Source organism: Agrobacterium sp. CG674, assembly GCF_053521645.1.
This window is the reverse complement of the sequence record NZ_JBNWDZ010000003.1, coordinates 132,787-152,876: the sequence shown is the minus strand read 5'-3', so window position 1 is coordinate 152,876 and position 20,090 is coordinate 132,787. Positions and strand designations below refer to the sequence as shown.

At 58.5% G+C, this 20,090-nt stretch carries 16 protein-coding genes; 2 read left to right on the top strand and 14 right to left on the bottom strand.

Features of this window, described 5'->3' with window-relative positions; all coding sequences use genetic code 11:
• Window positions 1-28: 28 nt before the first annotated feature.
• From ACQZ51_RS09935 to ACQZ51_RS09875, 13 genes are all read right to left on the bottom strand, one after another.
• Entirely contained in the window at window positions 29-1,618 is a 1,590-nt protein-coding gene (locus ACQZ51_RS09935; protein ID WP_448776839.1) for a peptidoglycan DD-metalloendopeptidase family protein, read from the bottom strand.
• A gap of 307 nt (window positions 1,619-1,925) precedes the next feature.
• On the bottom strand, window positions 1,926-2,579 hold the full coding sequence (locus ACQZ51_RS09930; RefSeq protein ID WP_448776838.1) for a protein-L-isoaspartate(D-aspartate) O-methyltransferase: 654 nt from the start codon (window positions 2,577-2,579) through the stop codon (window positions 1,926-1,928).
• Window positions 2,576-3,352: a 5'/3'-nucleotidase SurE gene (surE, locus tag ACQZ51_RS09925; protein ID WP_448776836.1), complete on the bottom strand. Its 777-nt coding sequence runs from the start codon at window positions 3,350-3,352 to the stop codon at window positions 2,576-2,578. Before surE ends, ACQZ51_RS09930 begins: the two co-directional genes overlap by 4 nt.
• Window positions 3,353-3,371: 19 nt before the next feature.
• The gene (gene serS / locus ACQZ51_RS09920; protein WP_448776835.1) at window positions 3,372-4,655 is read right to left on the bottom strand and encodes a serine--tRNA ligase; all 1,284 of its coding nucleotides are present in this window, start codon (window positions 4,653-4,655) and stop codon (window positions 3,372-3,374) included.
• A gap of 92 nt (window positions 4,656-4,747) precedes the next feature.
• Complete coding sequence (gene tatC / locus ACQZ51_RS09915; RefSeq protein WP_192066850.1) at window positions 4,748-5,560, bottom strand: twin-arginine translocase subunit TatC; 813 nt, start codon at window positions 5,558-5,560, stop codon at window positions 4,748-4,750.
• On the bottom strand, window positions 5,557-6,399 hold the full coding sequence (tatB, locus tag ACQZ51_RS09910; RefSeq protein ID WP_448777561.1) for a Sec-independent protein translocase protein TatB: 843 nt from the start codon (window positions 6,397-6,399) through the stop codon (window positions 5,557-5,559). The genes tatC and tatB overlap by 4 nt, the downstream gene beginning before the upstream one ends.
• A gap of 62 nt (window positions 6,400-6,461) precedes the next feature.
• Entirely contained in the window at window positions 6,462-6,698 is a 237-nt protein-coding gene (locus ACQZ51_RS09905; protein ID WP_448776833.1) for a twin-arginine translocase TatA/TatE family subunit, read from the bottom strand.
• Between the two features lie 159 nt (window positions 6,699-6,857).
• Window positions 6,858-7,508, bottom strand: coding sequence for an SMC-Scp complex subunit ScpB (scpB, locus tag ACQZ51_RS09900; protein ID WP_448777559.1), 651 nt, complete (start codon window positions 7,506-7,508; stop codon window positions 6,858-6,860).
• A 70-nt stretch (window positions 7,509-7,578) separates the two neighbouring features.
• The gene (locus ACQZ51_RS09895; protein ID WP_448776831.1) at window positions 7,579-8,409 is read right to left on the bottom strand and encodes a segregation and condensation protein A; all 831 of its coding nucleotides are present in this window, start codon (window positions 8,407-8,409) and stop codon (window positions 7,579-7,581) included.
• 50 nt (window positions 8,410-8,459) lie between these two features.
• Complete coding sequence (nagZ, locus tag ACQZ51_RS09890) at window positions 8,460-9,476, bottom strand: beta-N-acetylhexosaminidase (RefSeq protein WP_448776829.1); 1,017 nt, start codon at window positions 9,474-9,476, stop codon at window positions 8,460-8,462.
• Between the two features lie 81 nt (window positions 9,477-9,557).
• Window positions 9,558-12,533: an SPOR domain-containing protein gene (locus tag ACQZ51_RS09885; protein ID WP_448776828.1), complete on the bottom strand. Its 2,976-nt coding sequence runs from the start codon at window positions 12,531-12,533 to the stop codon at window positions 9,558-9,560.
• A gap of 66 nt (window positions 12,534-12,599) precedes the next feature.
• The gene (argS, locus tag ACQZ51_RS09880) at window positions 12,600-14,357 is read right to left on the bottom strand and encodes an arginine--tRNA ligase (RefSeq protein WP_448776826.1); all 1,758 of its coding nucleotides are present in this window, start codon (window positions 14,355-14,357) and stop codon (window positions 12,600-12,602) included.
• 71 nt (window positions 14,358-14,428) lie between these two features.
• Window positions 14,429-15,646 carry a deoxyguanosinetriphosphate triphosphohydrolase gene (locus tag ACQZ51_RS09875; protein ID WP_448776824.1) on the bottom strand — a complete coding sequence of 406 codons (1,218 nt, stop codon included), beginning with the start codon at window positions 15,644-15,646 and terminating at the stop codon, window positions 14,429-14,431.
• Between the two features lie 192 nt (window positions 15,647-15,838).
• Between ACQZ51_RS09875 and erpA the strand changes: the two genes are divergently transcribed.
• Window positions 15,839-16,168 (top strand): iron-sulfur cluster insertion protein ErpA, encoded by a 330-nt coding sequence (gene erpA, locus ACQZ51_RS09870; protein WP_042619345.1) that lies wholly within the window; start codon window positions 15,839-15,841, stop codon window positions 16,166-16,168.
• Between the two features lie 94 nt (window positions 16,169-16,262).
• Window positions 16,263-17,057 (top strand): exodeoxyribonuclease III, encoded by a 795-nt coding sequence (gene xth / locus ACQZ51_RS09865; RefSeq protein WP_448776822.1) that lies wholly within the window; start codon window positions 16,263-16,265, stop codon window positions 17,055-17,057.
• A gap of 88 nt (window positions 17,058-17,145) precedes the next feature.
• Here the strand turns inward: xth and ACQZ51_RS09860 are convergent, their stop codons facing one another.
• A complete protein-coding gene (locus ACQZ51_RS09860) occupies window positions 17,146-19,989 on the bottom strand; it encodes a valine--tRNA ligase (protein ID WP_448776821.1) in 2,844 nt (947 codons plus the stop codon).
• Window positions 19,990-20,090 lie beyond the last annotated feature (101 nt).

Sequence of the window (20,090 nt, the reverse complement as noted above, 5' to 3'; positions counted from 1 at the left end):
AATACCTGATCAAGGAAAAAGGATGATCCTATTCAAGGAAAGAGGATGGGTTCACAGGTGTCGCGTCCTTGCGGACTTCGAAGTGAACCTGTGGACGCTTGGCGCTGCCCGTCATGCCTGAAGTGGCAACGGTCTGGCCGCGCTGAACCTTCTGGCCACGCTGGACCTCAAGGTTTGCCGCATTGCCGTAAACCGTGACACGACCATCGTCGTGGCGGATCAGAACCGTGTTGCCCAGCTGCTTCAGGCCGTTGCCGGAATAGATGACGACACCGTTTTCAGCAGCCTTGATCGGCGTACCCTCTGGCACAGAGATGTTGATGCCATCATTGCGACTGCCATCGACGTTTTCACCGAAACCGGAGATCACAGCGCCGCGAACCGGCCAGCGATATTTGCCGATGCCCGTGGACTCAGGCGCAAGTGACGCCATGTCGGACTTCTTCTCGACATCGCTGACGCTCGCATCTGCGGCAGCTGGTGCCTTTGGTGCCTCGACCTTGGCCGCAGCAACTGGGGCCTCGACCGGCTTGGAAGCGGCTGGTGCCTGTGGCTGAACCGATGCCGTCTTGATGCCGTCAGTGCCTGCACCCGGGATTTTGAGCGTCTGGCCAATGCGCACATTGCCATCGGTGATGCCGTTTGCAGCTTTCAGGTCTGCAACCGAAACGCCGTTAGCGCGGGCAATCTTTGCAAGGCTATCGCCTGACTGAACCTTGTATCCACCCGTTGGCGGAAGCGGCTTGCCGCCGGGAGGCGTCAGCTTTCCGGCCTCTGCCGAAGCCTTGTCACGGGCGGCATTCTGGCTTGGCAGAACAGCGACGTTCTGCTCTGGTCCACGTGTTGGCGCAGGGCCGTTATTGTCCTTGCTCAGATCGATATTGCCCGATGCCACACGTGCGGCGTTACGAGACTGACCGAACTTTGGAATGATGACGGACTGACCGGGCGCAGCAGCAGAGGCGCTGGAAAGGCCGTTTGCCTGAAGCAGAGCCTTCTCAGGCACGCCGTAACGCTTGGACAGCGTCGCAATCGTTTCGCCGGACTTCAGCGTTACCGAAGACGCACCATCGGTGTGCCAGCCGGTATCGGCAGCTTTGACGGAACCGGTGGAGAGCGTATCTGCCGTGTTGGAATTGACACGTGCCGAAGCCATGGAAGGCGCGGCTGTGGATTTGCCCGTTGGCATTGGCTGAGCCATGGCTTCGCTGCGGTTTGCTGGTTCGCGGCGTGTCGCAGGCGATGGTGCCGCAAGCTCCTGTCGCTGGACAGATGCCGAGGACGAGGCCGCGCGCGCCGACGAAGGCTGGACCGAACCATAACCACCGTTGGAAGCCGGATAAGCCTGATTCATTCCAGAATTCTGGTTGGCGTAGCCGCCCTGCGGTGCGGAAGACGCGTATCCGCCGCCGCCCATGTCGTTCTGCGGAACAGGCGCTGGCACATTACCGCTGCGAGATGGAATGGATGCCGTGGTCATCTGGTCCGGGCCGCCGGAAAACAGGCCGCCAAATCGCGTGGCGTCCGAACTACAACCCGTTGCGACGCTTGCCAGCAATGCCGCTGCGAACATCTTTGCGATTGATTTTCCGATTTTGGGCGAATTACTCATACGCATGACTCGATCTACACTGACGCCAACCACCGCATCGGGATCGATCCGGCTGAATTACACTTTGCAAGGCCCCTCTCCCGTCTCGGGAAAACCATGCGTCGATGGAGATGATTAAAGCGTGTTAGTGTTACCACGTCGTTAAAACGGCATAGAGTTTTGATAATTTTTGACAATTCGATAACCATGCGCCCAACGGAAAGCCTTGTTTGGCAGGGGGTTCCTGCACAAAACAGCGCGCATGCAATATTTTGAATAAAATCAATCCTGCACGCCACCCGCACCCCGGCGCGTGGCGCAGTGTCCCGATATGTTACAAATATCGGGCGATATGCGGCTCTATCGGCAGGTAGGGAGCCTCGAACATTTCTTCGCACTCGAATCGGCTGCCGGTCTTGGAAAAACGGGTCATGATGCAGCGCCCATCTTCCATCGTGATGGGTACGATCATCATGCCGCCCGAGACAATCTGCTCGGTAAAGAAGCGCGGAAGGGTAGGAAACGCAGCCGTGGAGATGATCCGGTCGAAAGTGCCCTCGCCGACCAGCCCGTTCGTACCATCGGCTTGGCGAATCACGACATTGCGAATGCCGAGGTCATCCATCCGGTTGTGCGCCATGTCCACCAGCGTCTTGTAGCGGTCGATGGAAACCACACGCTCTGCCCGCTTGCCCAGAACAGCGGTCATGAAACCGCTGCCGGTGCCGATTTCCAGCACACGCTGGCCGGGCTTGACCTGAAGGCGGTGAACCAGCTTCACGGCCATATCGGCGCTTTCCATGAAGGCACCGCAATCGATGGGAATGGTTCGGCTGGAATAGGCGTCAGCTGCAAATTGCGCAGGCACAAATTGCGAACGCGGCGTCTGCTCCACAGCGGTCAGCAGGTCAATGTCGGAAATCCCTTCGGCCCGCAGCCGCAGGACGAGGGCGGCAAAGCCCTCTTTTTCCACCATGGCGGATTTCAACCGTCCACTCCCAGCCCAAGCGCCTTCGCGACGCGATCCTTCACCGTGTAGTCGGTCAGATCGAGCTTGAGCGGCGTAACCGAAATCCTGTCCGCCTTGACCGCATGGATATCCGTACCGTCAAGGAACGTGCCCAACCGCTCACCAAAGCGCAGCCAATAATAGGGCATTCCTCGCCCATCCTGCCGCTGCTCGACAGTCATGCCGAAATCCAGCTTGCCCTGCCCCGTCACGCTCACACCCTGCACATCGGCAGGGGCGCAATTAGGGAAGTTGAGATTGAGGAAGGTTTCGTTGGGCAGCTCGACATTCATCAGCTTGCGAATGAGATCAGGCGCATAGGTCTCGGCAACCTCCCAAGGCACCACCCGTTCGGCGTTGCCCGTATAGGCATAGGCCTGGCTCAACGCAAAGGAGCGAACGCCTTGCAGCGTGCCTTCAATAGCCCCCGCAATCGTGCCGGAATAGGTCACGTCATCGGCCATGTTGGCACCGGAATTGACGCCTGACAGGATAAGGTCCGGCTTGCCCGGCAGCACTTCGCGCACGCCCATGATGACGCAATCGGTCGGCGTGCCACGCAGCGCGTAATGCTTGTCGGAAATCTTGCGCAGTCGCAGCGGCTCAGACAGCGTCAGCGAATGCGCAAGCCCGCTCTGGTCCGTCTCCGGCGCAACGATCCAGACATCGTCAGAGATCGTGCGGGCGATGCGCTCCAGCACCGCCAACCCTTCGGCATGAATGCCGTCGTCATTCGTCAGCAAAATCCGCATGATTGTCCTCCCAGGCTTATCAAGCAGCCTTTTCGATGCGCGTCAGGCCGCCCATGTAAGGCAGCAGCACGTCCGGAATTGTGACCGAACCATCTTCATTCAGGTAGTTTTCCAGAACGGCGATCAGGCAGCGACCGACAGCCGTGCCGGAGCCGTTGAGCGTGTGGACAAACTTCGTCGCCTTCTCGCCCTTGCCCCGGTACCGCGCATCCATGCGACGGCCCTGAAAATCGCCGCAGACGGAGCAGGACGAAATTTCGCGGTACGTGTCCTGGCCCGGCAGCCACACTTCCAGATCGTAGGTCTTGCGCGCGCCGAAGCCCATATCGCCGGTGCACAGCGTCATGGTGCGGAAATGCAGGCCGAGGCGCTTCAGCACCTCTTCCGCACAGGCCGTCATCCGCTCATGCTCTTCGATTGCGCTTTCTGCATCGGTGATGGACACGAGTTCGCACTTCCAGAACTGGTGCTGGCGCAGCATGCCGCGTGTGTCGCGGCCAGCCGAACCGGCTTCCGAGCGGAAGGATGGCGTCAGCGCCGTGAAGCGCAACGGCAGCTTTTCAGCGTCGAGAATCTCACCGGCAACAAGGTTGGTCAGCGTTACCTCGGCAGTCGGAATCAGCCAGCGGCCATCGGTCGTGCGGAACAGGTCTTCGGCGAATTTCGGTAGCTGTCCCGTGCCATACATCGCCTCATCGCGAACCATCAGTGGCGAGGACACTTCCGTATAGCCATGCTCCGACGTGTGCAGATCGATCATGAACTGGCCAAGCGCGCGCTCCAGCCGAGCGATCTGGCTCGTCAGCACCGTGAACCGCGAACCGGAAAGCTTGGCAGCACGGTCGAAATCCATGTAGCCGAGGGCTTCACCGATTTCGTAATGTTCCTTGGCCGGATGGTTCCAGCCGGGCTTCTGGCCAACAACGCGGGCAACGATGTTGTCGTGCTCGTCTTTGCCAACGGGAACATCATCGAATGGAATGTTCGGAATGCGCGACAGGGCATCGTTGAGTTCTGCCGAAACCTGGCGGTCCTCTTCTTCCAGCCGTGGCATGGTGTCCTTGATGTCAGCCACTTCGGCCTTCAACTTCTCAGCCAGCTCGGTATTTTTCTGCGCCATCGCAGCGCCGATTTCCTTGGAGGCCAGGTTGCGTCGGGACTGCATGTCTTGCAGGGTCTGGATCACGGAGCGGCGCTTTTCATCCAGCGCGATCAGCATGGCGGACTGCGGCTCTGCATTGCGGCGAGCAAGCCCGGCATCGAAAGCTTCAGGGTTTTCGCGTATCCATTTAATGTCGTGCATCGTGGTTCCAGACCGTAATTTACATCATGTTTTGAAAAACAAAACGCCGGGACACATGGCCCGGCGTCTGAAGAAGATACTGACGAATATCGTCAGTCGTCACTGGAATTTTCAAGCTCACGGCCTGCATTTTCCTCAGCGCGCTTCTTCTCCACGAGTCGTGCCAAATGTATGGAAATCTCGTAGAGAATGATTGCGGGCAACGCAAGACCGATCTGGGACATCGGGTCCGGCGGCGTCAGCACAGCCGCCACCACGAAGGCGGCAACAATGGCGAACTTGCGCTTTTCGCGCAGCCACTGGCTTGTCAGCAGCCCTACACGCGCCAGAAGCGTTGTCACCACAGGCAGCTGGAACACCAGACCAAAGGACAGGACAAGCGTCATGATGAGGCTGAGATATTCCGACACCTTCGGCATCAGCGAAATCGCAACTTCACCATCTTCCGGCAGCTGCTGCATGGCAAGGAAGAACCACATGACCATGGGCGTGAAGAAGAAATAGACCAGCGCACCGCCCAGAAGGAACAGAAGCGGCGAAGCAATGAGGAACGGCAGGAAGGCCGCACGCTCGTTCTTATAAAGGCCCGGCGCCACGAACTTGTAAAGCTGCGAAGCGATCACCGGAAAGGAAATCACCAGCGCGCCAAACATGGCGACCTTGATCTGCGTGAAGAAGAATTCCTGCGGCGCGGTGTAGATCAGCGACGACTTGGCGACGTCCAGCCCGGCCCAGATGACCGCCCATTTATATGGAATGACGAGCAGGTTGAAGAGGTGCTTTGCAACCGCGAAACAGCCAATGAAGGCGACGAAGAATGCACCAAGGGACCAGATGAGCCGCGTGCGCAGCTCCATGAGATGTTCAATAAGCGGCTGCGGCTTATCATCGGTATCGGCAGTCATGCTTCACCCTTTTTGGCCTTGGCCTTCTTCACTGGTTTCGCAGCGGATGCCCCGGTAGCAGCTGGTTCGACCATCGATTTTGCCAGCTCAACCATCGGCGCTGCAGCCTCGACCGCCGCTTTCGCAGCTTTCGCCGTGCTGGGCTTGGGCGCATCCTTGCTCAAGGCGACACTACCCGGCTCGGCGGCACTTGCACGCTTGCGGGCAGGCTTTGCCGCTTCGTCTTTTGCAGAAACGGTCTTCGCTGCGCGCTTGGGCTTTGCTGCGACCTTTTCGGCCTCGATTTCCTGCACGGATTTCTCGGCACGCTTGCGAGGGGCTTTGGGCTTTTCGCCTGGATCGACTGCTGGCGTGGTCACAAGAGGTGTTGCATTCATTGCCGTGACAGGTGACGCAGCGACGGTTGCTGGCGTTGCCGCTGCAGCAGCCACAGCTGTCGGCGTTGTCATCGGCGGTGGCCCGTCAGGCAGCTTCATTTCAGGAGCAGCAAGATCGACAGCCGGAGCACCCTCAGGCGCGCTCGTGGCTATGGACGATGTTGTTACACCGTTCAGGTCGTTGCGAAGATCATTTCCCAGCTGGCGAAGCGGGTTCATCGCATCGCGAATGGAATTTGTCGGATTGAGATTGCGCACGTCCGAAATCGTCTGGCGCACATCGTCCATATCGGCCTCTTTCAAGGCTTCATCGAACTGTGAGCGAAAGTCGCCCGCCATTTTGCGCAAACCAGCCATGGTCTTGCCAAAGGCGCGGATCATGGGCGGCAAGTCCTTGGGTCCGACGACGACGATCAATACGACCGCAATCACCAGCAGCTCGCTCCAGCCGATATCCAACATCATAAAGCTCCTGACATGCGCAGTGTTACGGCGCAGCGTTCAACGCCGCGCCGCAAAATCATTTACTTGAGCTCGTCAGCCTTATGGTCGACAGTCTTGGCGTGAACGGTGGTGGTCGGCTCAGGCGTTGTGTCGCGGTCAGCAGCGCGCGGCGTGCCGTCTTCGTCTGCCATGCCCTTCTTGAAGCTCTTGATGCCCTTTGCGACATCGCCCATCAATTCGGGAATCTTGCCACGGCCAAACAGGACAAGAACGATCACCAGAACGATCAGCCAGTGCCACACACTAAAAGAACCCATAACGCAAACTCCCTGAATTTTGCTTTGCACCGATGTAAGACGTTTGCGGCGGTTTTTCAAACACCAAAATGGTGATTCAACAAACGATAACACACTATAAATCCTGCAATTACCAAATGCTGGCAACTCTTTGTGATCTACCCGGCATCGATAGATCGATCACCTCTCCGGCTCATCGCCACTGGGCGAGAGCAAGCCGAGCTCCTCAAGGTCGAGCTGCGTGATGGGATCTTCATCCTCGGTCAGTTCATCGCTCATGGAGGGCAAGGGAATACCGAAGTTGGAGGGAATGCGGCCCGAAAGCAGCCCTGCCCCCTTCAGCTCGTCCAGCCCCGGCAAATCGCGCAATTCTTCCAGCCCGAAATGATCGAGAAACTCAATGGTCGTGCCCATGGTAACGGGTCTTCCCGGCGTTCTCCGGCGTCCGCGAAAGCGCACCCACCCGGCTTCCATCAACACATCGAGTGTTCCCCGAGAGGTCTGAACACCCCGGATTTCCTCGATTTCCGCCCGCGTCACCGGCTGGTGATAGGCGATGATGGCCAGCACTTCCAATGCGGCGCGGGAGAGCTTTTTCGGCTCTTTCTCATCGGTTCGTATCACGAATGATAGATCGCCAGCCGTGCGGAAGGCCCAGTTTCCACCGACCTGAATGAGATTGACGCCGCGCTCGCCATAATGGCCCTTCAGCTTAGCCATCAGCGTGGCGACATCGATTCCCTTTGGCACGCGCTCGGCAATGAAGGCCTCGGAGACCGGTTGTGCGGATGCGAACACGAGAGCTTCGGCAATGCGTTCGGCCTCCCTCATCTGTCGCTCGGTCACGCTCGCACCGCTCGTCTGCTCTTGGCTCGATGCGGCGTCGTTATCGAGGTCCAGTTCATTTGACATCATCTGTCCTTTCCCGGCCAGATCCCTTGCGCATGAAGATGGGCTGGAAGGCTCCGTCCTGGCGGATTTCCAGCGAACCCTCGCGCACCAGCTCCAGAGATGCGGCAAAGGCGCTCGCCATCGCTGTTGCCCGCATGGTGGGGTCGGCAACATATTGCAGCAAATAGCCATCCAGCTCCGTCCACTCCGCAATATCGCCCAGCATGGAGGTCAGCAACTCACGCGCATCCACCAGCGACCAGACCTGCCGCTTTTCGATAGTGACCTGCGTAATCGCCTGACGCTGTCGCAGGTTCGCATAGGCGCTCAACAGGTCATAGAGGCTTGCCTCAAACGATGACCGGCTCTTATGGGGAATATGCTCGGGCGCACCGCGGGCAAACACGTCACGGCCCAGATGGTGGCGGTTAACCAGCCGTTCCGCAGCATCCCGCATGGCTTCCAGCCGCTTCAGCCGGAAGGCAAGCGTCGCCGCCATTTCCTCGCCGCTTGGGCCCTCATCCTTGCTTTGCTGCGGAATGAGCAGCTTGGATTTTAGAAACGCAAGCCACGCCGCCATGACAAGATAGTCGGCTGCTAGCTCGATACGCACCTGGCGCGCACGCTCCACAAAAACGAGATATTGCTCAGCCAGCGCCAGCACCGAAATGCGCGAAAGATCGACCTTCTGGGTGCGGGCAAGGTGAAGCAACAGATCGAGCGGGCCTTCAAAGCCCGCCACATCGATCATGAAAGCGGATTCGCCTGTGGCACGCTCTGGCTTGATATCCTCCCAGAGCTTCTCCATCGGCACACCGCCGCGCGATTTATCTGCCGCCATTCATTCGTCCACCGGGCCTGATCCTTGAAGCCGCCCGGCCGGGCTGCCTCTTAGGCAACCGCCAGCATGGCGTTGAATTCGTCTCGCAGCGCCGCCTCATCCGCACCATCAGCAACCGGGAAGCCGGTTTCGACAGCGCGCGCACGCTCCAGAGCTTTGCCGGAAAGAACAGGGACTTCCCTCACGACCTGAAGCATTTCATCCATCACGCCATTGCAATGCAAGACTATATCGCAGCCACCCGCAACAATATTCGCCGCCCGCTCTCCCAATGTGCCTTTCAGCGCATTCATCGAGCTGTCGTCAGAGATCAGGAGACCATCGAAGCCGATCCGTTTGCGGATGATCTCTTCGATAACGACTGGCGATGTCGTGGCCGGACGCTCGGCATCAATGGCGGTAAACACAAGATGCGCGCTCATCGCCATCAGTTCCTTGTTCAGGGCGCGGAAGGGCACGAAATCATGCGCGTCCAGCTCGGCCAGTGGCACATCAACCACCGGCAATTCATGGTGGGAATCGACCATGCCTCGCCCATGGCCGGGAATGTGCTTCATGACAGGCAGCATGCCGCCCGCCTTCAGGCCATCCGCCGCCGCCTGCCCCATGGCCGATACCAGCGCCGGATCGAACCCATAGGCACGGTTGCCGATGACATTGCTTGCCCCTTCGACTGGAACGTCCAGCACAGGCAGGCAATCCACGTTGATGCCAAGCTTCATCAGGTCAAAGGCATGCAGGCGCGACATCAGCCACGCAGCTCTCAGGCCCTGGCTGCGGTCTCGCCGATAGATCTCTCCCAGCGCCTGAGCATTGGGATAGGATTGCAGGATGGGTGGGCGAATGCGCTGAACGCGACCACCTTCCTGATCGATCAACACAGGCGCATTGGGACGCCCGACGGTATCGCGCATGGAGGCAACGAGATCGGCAATCTGCTTGGCGTCGCCAATGTTGCGCCCGAACAGAATAAAGCCCCAGGGACGCTCGGCCTTATAAAGCGCAATCTCGTCATCCGTCAGTGTCAGGCCGCTACAGCCAAGGATCATAGCTTTTGTGTCGGTCATGGATGTATCCTGCTTGGAAATCGGTAGGCATGAAAAAGCCGGGAGCGACAACGTCCCGGCTTCAATGTTTGTCACCCCAAATCAGCGGGCGATGAGGCAGCTGCCACCGGCAGAGCGGAAGCGTTCGCAAAGTGCTGCCGCTTCGTTCTTGTCACCGGCTGGAATGCGGACGCGGTAGAACGTGCCCTTTCCGGCAATTTCAGCAGCCTTGATATCAACGCCACGGCCGCCGATGACCGAGCCGAACTTTGCCGACAGGCTCTGATAGGACTTCTGTGCTTCAGCCTGGCTTGGAAGCGAGGCAACCTGCACATAGTAACCACCCGTCGAGGACGTGTTGGTGGCAGGCGTTGGCGCAGCGGCAGTTTCCTGCGCAGGCTGCGAAGGCGCTGCCGGGCGAACGTTGCCCTCGCTGGTCACCGTTGCCGTTACATTGGCAGGCTGGGCCGACGGGCGAGAGGCCGGAAGCGGAGCCGCCGTCTGTGCAGGCTTCGGTGCGGCTGCAACTGGCGCAGCTGCAGGCGTCTGTGGCTGAGCGGGCTGTTCTGGTGCGACAGGAACACGCGACGCGGCAATCACGGTTGGGGCAGCTTCTGCGGCAGACGTGGCCTTCGGTGCGGCAAGCTCGTCGATCTTGTCAGCCTGCGGCGCAGCCTGTGCAGCGGGAGCTGGTACGTCCTGCGCAACAAGAGTGCCGTCAGGCTTAACGATCATCGTGCGAACCTTGCGCGGCGATACGTTGACAGGCGAGCCACCCTGATTTTCTTCAGACCGTGCCTTTTCTTCCGGAGACAGCAAGCGCGGATCTTCCGTCTCACCCACCGGTGTCGAGGCCAGTGCCTCCATGTCTTCGTTTTCGCCCTCAAGCGGCAGCTGCTCGGGGATCAGCGTGCGCTGCACGACATCCACGGGCTGCTCGTTGCTGGAGATCAGCGATGGCTGCTTGGGGTCCGCAGGTGCGGCTCCGGCAACGCGGTCATAAACCGCCTTGTCCTGGTTCGGAACAACACGACCACCCGGATTATCAGGCACAACCTTTGTCGGTTCGCTATCGGCGGAGATGATGACAGGTGCGCCATTCGAGCCTTCGCTCGATGAGCCACCGAACATCAGCGCATAGGTACCACCGCCAACAAGCAACACGCCGATGGCAGCGGCCATTGGCACGAACCAGCGACGGCCACCGCTCCGCTCCTCATCCTCGTAGCGCACGTTCTGGGCCAGATCGGTTGGAGTCACGCGGTCTGTGTAGGAGCCGGATTTCGCGGCTTCTTCCATGCTGCGGCGGAAATCCTGCTCCAGCGCACGTTCAAATTCATCCACCTCATCCTGCGTTGGCTGAGGCTGACGCGTGGCAGCGGCATTCTTGTGGCGATCAAGCCCGCCAGACATGGCCGGTGCAAAGAGCGCTGCCAGTTCGGTATCAAGATCAAGATCTTCTTCCTGGCGACGTGGCGCAGGCTTTGGCTCGAAAACGCCGACGGGCAGCTCAGGAACTTCCATCTCGGCGATGGTTTCCGTCTGGTCTTCCGTTTCGCCAATCTGCGATGGGTCGAATGGCAGGCTGTCCAAAGTGGCTGGCGGCGCGGTTACGACAGGCGCAGCCGGACGCGGCGGCTCCACGCGTGCAACAGGAGCAGCGGCCACCGGTGCAGCAGCAACAGGCTTTGGCTGAACGGGTGCTGGCGCGACCGGCGCAGGGCGGGCTGCAACAACAGGCGCTGCAGGTGGAGCTACAGCCACATCAATGTTGGCAATCTCGGAGAGGTCGATATCAAAATCGAAATCATCGAGCGCCAGTTCGAAGTCATCATCCTTGAACTCTTCGAATGCAGGTTCGGACTTCGCGGTCGCAACCGGTGCTGCGACAGGCTGAACGGGTGCTGCCACGAAGGCTGGCTCTTCCCGTCTGGCAACAGGTGCTGGCTGCGGTGCAACAGGCTGCGCGGCGGGTGCCGTAGCGATTGGCGGCGCGACAGAAACCACAGGCTCAATGCGCGCTGCAGGCTCTGCAACGCGAGAATCCTTCGTGCCGATCTCGTATTTCGCGACGTCGAAGATCAGCTCATCCATTGCGGACAGCTTCTGTCCGGCAGGCAAGACAGGCTCAACGTGGCTGACCGGTGCTTCAACCGGCTGCACGAACTGCGCCGCCACGGCTGCTGGCTCTTCAGCCTTGGGCGTAACAGGTGCTGCACGTGGCGCGCCGAAATTGGCAAGCGGCAGACGAAGGCTGGAATAATCCAACGAAGAACGACGGGCGATGGATGGGGATGTCTGAACGGGTGCTGCGACGGATGCGTCTTCAGCAACGGAAAGCTCCAGCTCGCTGGCCAGGTCAATGGCCGTCTCGCCAGAGGTTTCAGCCATCAACTCCCAGTTCGGCTGGTTCGCAACCGATGCGTCGAGCTGCGACTGCGCTGGAATGTCAAAGGCCGGTTCGGCGTAGACAGGCTCAGCGTAATAGGCTTGCTCAACCTGTGGCTCTGGCTCGACATAGGCGGCTGGCTCGACGTACTGAGGTGCCTGTTCGATGACGTCCTGGTAGAACGGCTGCGGCGCTGGCGCCTGACGGTGCGCAACATCAAACAGTGCTGCTACCTGTTCAGGGTCATCGCTGAACTCATCACGCAGGTCGGACGCGGCAGTTGGCTGAGCTCCATGCTCGGCAACCAGAAACTCTTCCGTTTCGGCTGGCGCATAGTGTTCCACAGGTGCAGGCGCTGGCGGTGCCAGTTCTGGCTCCTTGCGGGCGAACACGGATTCGACGCGCTGCATGAATTCGTTGGCAGGAACCGGAGAACGAGTATCGTTTGCCGCATCCAGCGCTACGGGCTCATAGCGTGGCGAATCATAGATCGCGAATTCGCGAAGCAGTTCGTCTTCGAGATTGAATTCAGGCTCCCGACGTTGCGCCGGATGCTGCGCAGCCGGGGAAGCAACATGGGATGGGCGATCCTCTTGGCCAACCAAACGGGCCAATTGCGCCAAGGGATCGTTGTCAGCGAACTCATCTGCCCGGTTATCCCGGTTATACGCGACATTTTTTTCGACCATTACGTGTTCCACCATCTACGCATCACAGCACTTGCCAGCGTATTGTGAGCAAATAATGGTGAGATGTTATCGCATTTCGTCAGGTGCGTCCGCTCCTAAAAGCGTCAGTCCCGACCGCAGTACGTTTGCGACAGCATTCACCAGCCCTAATCTGGCAACGCTCAATTCTCGGTTTTTATCGTTAACAAAACGTAATTCTGGCTGATCTTTACCTTTATTCCAGTGTCCATGGAAGGAACTGGCCAGATCATACAGGTAAAAAGCCAGACGATGCGGCTCGTGATTGAGCGCCGCAGATTCGATCAGACGAGGGTATTCAGCCAGTTTAGCAATAAGCTGCAACTCATTGATATCGCTAATCAAAGACGCACCATCAACCAGCGTTGCCGTGGCAACATCCAGGTTCGGAAATGCCTCTTTCGCCTGCCTGAAAACAGACATGCAGCGGGCATGCGCATACTGCACATAAAATACCGGATTATCTTTGGATTGCTCCGTTACCTTGGCAAAATCGAAGTCCAGAGGTTCGGAATTCTTCCGATAGAGCATCATGAATCGCACAGGGTCGCGTCCAACCTCGTCCACAACGTCGCGCAATGTCACGAAATCGCCGGAGCGTTTCGACATTTTAACCGGCTCACCATTACGGAAAAGTTTGACCATCTGGCACAGAAGAACCGTCAGCTTGGACTTGCCTTCGGAGACAGCCCGCGCAACTGCTTCCAGCCGCTTCACGTAGCCGCCGTGGTCAGCGCCCAGAACATAGATCATCTCGCCGAAGCCGCGATCATACTTGTCCTTGAAATAGGCAACGTCAGCGGCAAAATAGGTGTAGGAACCGTCTGACTTAATCAGCGCGCGGTCCATGTCATCGCCCACTTCCGTGGAGCGGAACAGCGTCTGTTCGCGGTCTTCCCAGTCGTCCGGCAGCTCACCCTTTGGTGGCGGCAGGGTTCCCTTATAGACGTGGCCCTTGAAGGTCAGATCGTTGATAGCAGACTGGATGGGTCCGCCATTGCCCGCATGCAACGTGCGCTCCGAATAGAACAGGTCATGCTTGACGTTGAGCGCGGCAAGATCCTCGCGGATCATTGCCATCATGGCATCGATGGCCCGGTCCTTGATGATGGGCAGCCACTGGTCTTCCGGCATGGCGCGAAGCTTTGTGCCAAATTCCTGCGCCAGCGATTTCCCAAGCGGCACCAGATAATCACCGGGATAGAGGCCCGGCGGGATCGCACCCACATCTTCACCCAGCGCTTCGCGGTAACGCAGGAAAACGGAACGGCCCAGCACATCGATCTGCGAGCCAGCATCGTTGATGTAATATTCCTTGGTCACGCCATATCCGGCAAACGCCAGAATGTTTGCCAGCGTATCGCCCACCACGGCGCCACGGCAGTGGCCCACATGCATGGGGCCAGTCGGGTTGGCCGAGACATATTCAACGTTGATGCTCTTGCCTGCACCCACAGTCGAGCGGCCGTAATTGTCGCCCTGCCCGATCATGCCCGCCAGCAGCCGCTGCCAGTAGGCCACGGAAACACGGATATTGATGAAGCCCGGACCGGCAACATTGACGCTGTCAATGTCCTCGTCCTGCTCAAGTGCCGGAACAATCAGCTCTGCCAGCGCACGGGGATTTGTGCCCAGCGGCTTGGCCAGAACCATGGCGGCGTTGGTCGCAACATCACCATGGCTTGGATCGCGCGGCGACTCCACGGTGATTCGGCCGAAATCGACAGCATCGCGGTTGGCTTTGACGAGGTCGATCGTCTCAAGCGCGTTTTTGATTCTGGTATCGAAATCGGCAAAAAGGTTCATGATAATATACCTGCGCGAAGGCTGTCTCTTGAGGTTCCGGCATTGAAAAACCGGTTCTGCGGTGCCGCTGCCTATCGTAAATCGGGTGTGTGGTCAAACAGGCGCTGGTGGGCTTTCAGTGCATAACTGTCGGTCATACCGGCCAGATAATCCCCCACATGCCGGGCTTTTGCCCCCACGCTCATGCCTGAAATGACATCAACCCAATGATGGCTCTGCATTTCCGCTGGCGTTTCCATGTAACGGTGAAACAGGTCGGTCACAATCTGCGTGGCACCTGCCCGGATGCGCATGATATCGGCATGGCGGTAGATATGCTTGAACAGCAGCTTCTTGATTTGCCTGTCTGTTTCGGCCATCTCAGGCGAGAACGTAGCGACCGTGAAACTGGCAGCCCTGATATCGGCGGCGCAAGTCGGCTTCAGCTTCAAAAGGTTTTGCTGCGCAACGCCGATAACGTCTTCCACCATGCGGGTTATCTGGCGGCGCATGATTTCATGGGCGAAGCGATCATCTTCGAGATTCGGGTATTTGCCGCGAACTTCTGCCATCAGGCCGCTGAGAAAAGGCACCTCCTCCAGCATGTCGAAGGTCAGATACCCTGCCCGCAGGCCGTCATCGATGTCGTGGGTGTTGTAAGCGATATCATCGGCAATGGCCGCAACCTGCGCTTCTAGGCTGGCAAATGTGCCGATTTCCAGATCCTGCAACGCGCAATATTCCAGAATGGGCAGGGCAACCGGGCCGTGGCTTCCATGGGCGTTTTCGCCCACCAGCGGGCCGTTGTGCTTCACCAGCCCTTCCAGCGTTTCCCATGTCAGGTTGATGCCGTCATATTCGGCGTAGCGACGCTCAAGCTTGGTCACGATGCGCAGCGACTGCGCATTGTGGTCAAAGCCGCCATAGGGCTTCAGCATCTCGTCCAGCGCGTCCTCGCCGGTGTGGCCAAAGGGTGTGTGGCCAAAATCGTGAACCAGCGCCACGCCTTCCGCAAGGTCCTCATCCAGCTTGAGCGCGCGAGCCAGCGCGCGGGCAATCTGCGCCACTTCCACCGTGTGCGTCAGCCGCGTGCGGTAATGGTCGCCATCAGGGCTGATGAACACCTGCGTCTTGTGCTTCAGGCGTCTGAAGGCGGTTGTGTGAACGATGCGGTCGCGGTCACGCTGAAACTCGGAGCGCGTCAGGCTGGATGTCTCGGGAAACAGGCGTCCGCGCGTCGTCCATGGGTCGGTGGCATAAACCGCCCGCTCTCCGCTTCCGAAACCCAGTGCACGCTGATCGATTATCATTCGTTCTCCTGCTGAACGTTATCACGCGGTCTTGCCATTGACCTTTGCCTTTACCCTTCATACCTATCTCGAAGGTTGCAGCAAAGCGTCATCGCCGCGCAACACGGCTATAGACCGTTAATTTGACTGGTTTATAATCGCTCGACAGAAAAACACCGCTCTCCGGTTCTTGACCCCGGTTGGAGAAACCACATGACCACACAGATTACACTCTCAGAATCCGCTGCAAAGCGAATCGCCCAGATCGTTTCGTCCGAAGAGGGCAAGCAGTCCCTGCGCGTCTCCGTCGAAGGCGGCGGCTGCTCGGGCTTCTCCTACAAGTTCGATCTTGACGGCGCGCCGACGGACGATGACCTCGTGATTTCCAGAGACAATGCCAAGGTGCTGATCGACAGCATGTCGGTTGTCTACATGGAAGGCTCCGAGATCGATTTTGTCGATAACCTCCTAGGCCAGTCCTTCCAGATCAAGAACCCCAACGCAGTAGCAAGCTGCGGCTGCGGCACCAGCTTTTCGGTCTGATCCACGTCGCTTATAGCCTGTTGAAACTGCGAAAACGGGTGGCATTCGCGTGGCTATGGTTTAAATACAAACCGTAGCGAAAATGGAATGTCCGATGAAGATTGCCACCTGGAACATCAACGGCGTCAAGGCGCGTATCGAAAACCTCTGCCAATGGCTGAAGGATTCGAGCCCGGATATTGCCTGCCTTCAGGAAATCAAATCGGTCGATGAGAACTTTCCCCGCCTCGAAATAGAGGCGCTTGGCTACCATGTGGAAACCCACGGCCAGAAGGGTTTCAACGGCGTCGCGCTGCTTTCCAAGATGATGCCGGATGAAATCCATCGCGGCTTGCCCGGTGATGATGCGGATGAACAGGCGCGCTTCATCGAAGGCGTCTTTTCCGTCAAAGGCGGCGTTATCCGCGTTTGCTCGCTGTATCTGCCGAACGGCAACCCACCTGATGATCCGGTCAAATACCCCTACAAGCTGGCATGGATGGAGCGCTTGCGCCTTCACGCCAAGGACCGTCTTCTTCTTGAAGAACCCCTCATTCTAGCCGGGGATTATAACGTCATCCCGGAACCGTTCGATTGCTATGATCCACGCGCCTGGGAAGGCGATGCGCTGTTCCTGCCCAAGACCCGCGCCGCATTCCGGCAACTGGAAAATCTCGGCCTTGTTGATGCCACCCGCGCCACGACCGATGAGGCTGGACTTTATACGTTCTGGGATTATCAGGCTGGCGCATGGCCAAAGAACAACGGCATCCGCATCGATCACCTCATGCTGTCATCGCAGGCAGCTGATAAGCTCCAGTCCGTCTCGATTGAAAAGCACGTCCGCGCCTGGGAAAAGCCCTCGGACCACGTGCCGGTCTGCGGCTATTTTGATTTCGCAGCACCCTGATCGCGTTGTTACGCGATAAATCTCTGCCATCACCACAAAAATGACGCGCAAACAATTTGGCCGCCCGAAGGCGGCCAAATGTTGAATGTTATCCGGCTTCGTTCACACGGAGCAGCGCGGTGCGCAAGCTTGCCACCTGCATATCAAGCTCGGCTTTTCGCTCGCGGTCCGCAGCGACGACCTCAGGGTCTGCATTGGCCACGAACTTCTCGTTCGAGAGCTTCTTGTCGATCCGCTCCAGCTCGGCTTCCGCCTTGCCAATAGCCTTGTCGAGACGCGCCTTTTCAGCCGCGACATCGATGAGGTTGCCGAGCGGAATGCACACGGTCGCCTCGCCCAGCACCAGTTGTGCAGAACCCTTCGGAGCCACATCAGCGGCCCGAATCTCGTCTGCACGGGCCAGTCTGCGGATCGCCGCTGAATGGCGGTCCAGGCGCGCTTCCGTGGTCGGGTTTGCCGCAACAATCACCAGCGGTGCGGTGGCACCCGGTGGCACATTCATCTCTGCACGGGTCGAGCGAATGCCCGACACCAGATCGACAAGCCAGTTGATTTCAGCCGCCGCCGCATCATCGCGGAACTCAGGTGTTGGCCAATCCGTGTGGCACAGCAGGTCCGCACGGCTTTCGCCCTCACCCGCTGAATGCGCCCAAAGCTCTTCCGTCATGAACGGCATGAACGGGTGCAGCAGCTTGTAGATTTCTTCCAGCACGTAGGCCACGCAAGCCTGCGCTTCTCTCTTGGCGTCTTCGTCGTCACCGCTGAACACAGGCTTCAGCAGTTCCAGATACCAATCGCAGACCTGATTCCACACGAAGCGATAAAGCGAGCTTGCCGCATCGTTGAAGCGGTAGTTCTCGATAAAGCCTGTGACTTCCTTTGCCGTATTGGCAAGCTCGGTCAAAATCCAGCGGTTGATCTTCTGCGTCGTGGCTTCAGGAATGAAATGCGGGTCGCGCTTCACCCCGTTCATCTCGGCAAAGCGGGTCGCATTCCACAGCTTGGTGCCGAAGTTGCGGTAGCCAGCGATGCGGGCCGGGTCCAGCTTCACGTCACGGCCCTGCGCTGCCATCACGGCAAGCGTAAAGCGCAGCGCATCCGCGCCATACTCGTCAATCAGGTCCAGCGGATCGATGACGTTGCCCTTGGACTTCGACATCTTCTGCCCGTTCTTGTCACGAACCAGCGCGTGGACATAGACCGTGTTGAACGGCTCAACGGGGTTGCCCGCATCGTCCTTCATGAAGTGCAGGCCCATCATCATCATCCGGGCAACCCAGAAGAAGATGATGTCGAAGCCTGTCACGAGCACGTTGGTCGGGTAATAGCGCGCAACTTCCGGCGTCTTTTCCGGCCAGCCCAGCGTCGAGAATGGCCACAGAGCAGACGAGAACCATGTGTCGAGAACGTCTTCGTCGCGGGTCAGAATTTCGCCCGGCTTGAAGTTCTCAAGCTTCTCCTCAACCCATGCCTTCCATGGTCCCTCATGGGACAGATAGTGCTGAATGGCCGCCTGTAGCGCGTCTTCTTCGCTCTTTTCAACAAAGACCTGACCATCCGGGCCGTACCATGCGGGAATCTGATGTCCCCACCACAGCTGGCGGGAAACGCACCACGGCTGGATGTTCTCCATCCATTCGTAGTAGGTCTTGTCCCAGTTCTTCGGCACGAAATTGGTGCGGCCTTCGCGCACGCTCTCAATCGCGGGCTTTGCCAGCGTCTTGGCGTCCACATACCACTGTTCCGTCAGGCGCGGCTCGATAGGCACGCCGCCACGGTCGCCATGCGGCACCATGTGCTTGTGCGGCTCGATCTTGTCGAGCAGACCAGCCTCTTCGAAGATTTCCACGATGATCTTGCGCGCGGCAAAACGGTCCTGCCCTTCCAGACGGTCCCATGCGCCATGCAGAGCGGCTGGATGATCCAGCCCTTCGAGGAAGTCCTCGTTTTCCTTGATGCAGATCGTGCCATCGATATTCATGATGTTGATGGCGCGAAGACCCGCGCGCTTGCCAACTTCAAAGTCATTGAAGTCATGCGCAGGCGTAATCTTCACCGCACCGGTTCCGGCGGTCGGATCGGCATAATCATCCGCAACGATCGGGATCTTGCGCCCGACGATCGGCAGAATGACATGCTTGCCTACGATACCCTTGTAACGCTCGTCTTCCGGATTAACAGCAATGCCGGTATCGCCCAGCATCGTCTCGGGCCGGGTCGTCGCAACAACGATATAATCGCGGGTCTCGAATTCGGTCGGCTTGCCCTCTTCATCGAAAGCAACCGGGAATTCGTAGGTCACGCCCTTTTCAAGCGGATAGCGGAAGTGCCAGAGATTGCCCTTGATCTCCTGCGGCTCGACTTCCAGATCGGAAATCGCCGTCAGCAGCTTGGGGTCCCAGTTCACAAGGCGCTTGTCCTTGTAGATCAGGCCCTGTTTGTAGAGCGTAACGAAGACTTCGAGAACGGCCTCGGAAAGCCCCTCGTCCATGGTGAAGCGCTCACGCGACCAGTCGCAGGATGCGCCCAGACGCTTCAGCTGATTGAAGATCAACCCGCCCGATTCTTCCTTCCACTCCCAGATCTTTTCGACGAAAGCCTCACGGCCCATCTCGCGACGGCCAGGAAGCTTGTTTTCCATCAGCTTGCGCTCGACAACCATCTGCGTGGCAATGCCGGCATGGTCCATGCCCGGCTGCCACAGCACGTCCTTGCCGCGCATACGCTCGAAGCGGACCATGATGTCCTGAAGCGTGTTGTTCAGCGCATGCCCCATGTGGAGCGAGCCGGTCACATTCGGTGGCGGGATGACAATCGTGAACGTTTCAGCGCCGGGCTTTGCGTTAGCACCAGCGCGAAACGCGTTTGCATCATCCCAAGCCTTGGCGATCTTGGGTTCTACGGATGCGGAATCGTAGGTCTTCTCGAGCATTTACGGACCTGAATTTTAGAGTTCCAGAGCATGTTGCGCAAAACAATGGAGCAGTTTTACGGTAATCACACGCGACAATTCAAAGAAACTACAGCGTTTCA